A 2,381-nucleotide genomic window follows, 5' to 3' on the forward strand; every position below is an offset into this window, starting at 1 on the left:
CCATAAAATAAACCTCCAAACTGAGTAATTCTATCTTACATCAGTTTGAAGGTTTACACAAACTTTGGGATACTCCCGATGGATGTAGTACTAGTATCCGTTCATAGACTCATCCAAGTCTTCCAGTGCTTCCCGCAATTCTGGATTTCTTTCTCTTGATATCAATTGCGATAAATGCATCAATTGCCAAGAGGCTGGTTCACATGCAACATCATATGACATGTGAACCAGCTTCCATAGAAAATCAGCCTTTTTTGTTTTTGGATGATTCATACAGTATTCTTCGATTATGATTCTAGAGTATTCATCCATGCCTATTCTCTCCCTCTTTCCTTGAATAAAATCTAAGATTTCTTCATAGCTCTTGCTACTTCCCGCAATAGCTTTTAAAATTTCTTCATTCAGAATCGCTTTTTTCTTTTTATGCAGATCTTCCAGTTCCGCTGTCAGGCGGTCATACTGTTCACGGTTTCGGCTGATTGCCTTCTCTGTTTTTGCTATTTTCTGTTCAAGTGTTTCCCTGTTCATGTTTCTTGTCATCACTGTACTCCCTTCAAGATTTTGCTGATATGTTCCGCACGGTATTTCACATGATTCCAATCCAGCCCAAAAGAACTTAAGATCACTTTCTGTGTTTTGGTTACTGCATGATCAAGACGGTACACCTTATCCAGCTGGCATATCATCTCGATCTTTTCCAGTTCCCGGATCGCTGCCGGAATATTTTTCATACATGAGAGGCTCCCGGTTGTTTACATCATAGCCAACCGCATAATTGAATATCGGAAGTCCTGCATCCACCTTTGCTGCTCCGAATTCCACTATGTCTATATCTCCGGCCTGGCAGTTCTTATTTGTTGAATCATATGATATATAAATACGCTCACGTTTGCATCGTCTGCATTCACTGATCCAGAAAATCCTGCCTCTGGTTTTCTTTTATTGACCTCAGGAAATCTGAAATAAATGAATCACTGTAACATTTCATATCCGAGGTAAAAAGCGGGTGGTTGTAAGCATAATCAGGATAATACTGGGCAGCATTCCCTTCTGTAATAATGGAATAGGCTGCCAAGTCTAACATGATCCCGTTTGCTTTTGTTCCAAATGAATCCTGCAGTTTTGTATCCAGTTCAAGATCTTTTGCAGCTTTATCTATGATCATATATGCACCTGTCTTCAAACAGCTGCTCCTGCATGAAACTGTTTTTTCCTCAGGCTGCTCAACCTCCGGAAAATATTTCCTGAAATTTTCATTAGGTCTCATTTTGCTTTCATCTTCCGGCAAAACCTTACCGATGGTAACCCTTTTTACATTTGTATACTGATTGGACGGATCGTACTCACGGCTGTACTCATAATAAACATAACGCGCCTGACCTTTGGTTCGAAATGTGATTTTTCCTTATTTTTTCAGTATTTTCAGTGTATTCTCAATCCGTATGATTCACTTGAGTTGCACTTTATTATGGAAGTTCACATATATATGAGAAAAAATATATTGTGGATCCATTATGGATTCATAATATAAAAAAATATATTGCCAAAAGATATTATATACTAAAGACATCTCCAATACATACGGCATTGCAAGAATGTTGCTAATGTGCTGGAAGAATATAAAAAGAGAGGGAAAAATATGAAGAAAAAATTTTTCAAAGAAGCTTTTAAAATTTGTAAGGATGGAGGTGCAATTTATAATTCATATGGAGTGTCACAAAGTATTGAATGTTATAACCTTTGTATATGGAACACTAATAAAAATGCTTGGGATTTCTTCAATAATGAAAATGCTCCAGAAGATGACTACTGGATTGTACTTAATTTAAAGAAATCTTGTGGGATGATAAAAACAGATAATGATACGCCTGTTTTTATAGAAAAGGTGATTCTTTTATGGAAATTGCCATATAGTTATATGCGAGGGGTATTTTTGGAAAAAAACACGGATAATCCAGATAAAATGAAATTGTTAGAATGGACTATGGTTTGTTCAGAAACAGCTGATACTGATTTGTTTAAAAAGAAGTTGGTTGCGTTATGCTGTATAGGAATTTTTGGAAACGATGAGGAACTTACTAAAAAAGCTACAGAATTGTTGGAAGTGAGGACGGAAGATGAAGAATAGTAAGAGAATGAGAAACGCTGCTGTATATTCAGGAAAAAAGCCAAATGGATCTAGTAATGCAAATATTCGGAAACATAGTAAGTTCAGAAAACAGGATTATATAAAAGAAAAGTCAGAGCCATATTCTGCTGAAGATATGGTGAAAGCCCTGGAAGAAGTCGCTGCTGAATCGGGAGCGGAGGAGGAGCCGGAGCCATATTCTGCTGAAGGTATGGTGAAAGCCCTGGAAGAAGTCGCTGATGAATCGGGAGCG

5 protein-coding genes are annotated in these 2,381 nt (G+C 37.3%); 2 read left to right on the top strand and 3 right to left on the bottom strand.

The window, feature by feature from the left end; translation table 11 throughout:
• Nucleotides 1-90: 90 nt before the first annotated feature.
• The 3 genes from AB5916_RS17350 to AB5916_RS17360 all read right to left on the bottom strand — a co-directional run bounded on the left by AB5916_RS17350 (nucleotide 91) and on the right by AB5916_RS17360 (nucleotide 1,183).
• Nucleotides 91-540: a hypothetical protein gene (locus AB5916_RS17350; RefSeq protein ID WP_368192100.1), complete on the bottom strand. Its 450-nt coding sequence runs from the start codon at nucleotides 538-540 to the stop codon at nucleotides 91-93.
• Nucleotides 540-731 carry a hypothetical protein gene (locus AB5916_RS17355; protein ID WP_368192101.1) on the bottom strand — a complete coding sequence of 64 codons (192 nt, stop codon included), beginning with the start codon at nucleotides 729-731 and terminating at the stop codon, nucleotides 540-542. Before AB5916_RS17355 ends, AB5916_RS17350 begins: the two co-directional genes overlap by 1 nt.
• A 173-nt stretch (nucleotides 732-904) precedes the next feature.
• Nucleotides 905-1,183 carry a hypothetical protein gene (locus tag AB5916_RS17360; RefSeq protein WP_368192103.1) on the bottom strand — a complete coding sequence of 93 codons (279 nt, stop codon included), beginning with the start codon at nucleotides 1,181-1,183 and terminating at the stop codon, nucleotides 905-907.
• Between the two features lie 456 nt (nucleotides 1,184-1,639).
• Here AB5916_RS17360 and AB5916_RS17365 point away from each other — a divergent pair, with 456 nt between their 5' ends.
• Both AB5916_RS17365 and AB5916_RS17370 read left to right on the top strand, forming a co-directional pair.
• Nucleotides 1,640-2,128: a hypothetical protein gene (locus tag AB5916_RS17365; protein ID WP_368192105.1), complete on the top strand. Its 489-nt coding sequence runs from the start codon at nucleotides 1,640-1,642 to the stop codon at nucleotides 2,126-2,128.
• Nucleotides 2,118-2,381: hypothetical protein (locus tag AB5916_RS17370; protein ID WP_368192107.1), on the top strand; the 264-nt coding region annotated here is incomplete at its 3' end. The genes AB5916_RS17365 and AB5916_RS17370, both read left to right, overlap by 11 nt.

The sequence above is a fragment of the Blautia sp. 1033sp1_1033st1_G9_1033SCRN_220408 genome (genome assembly GCF_040929965.1).
Lineage (GTDB): Bacteria > Bacillota > Clostridia > Lachnospirales > Lachnospiraceae > Blautia_A > Blautia_A ammoniilytica.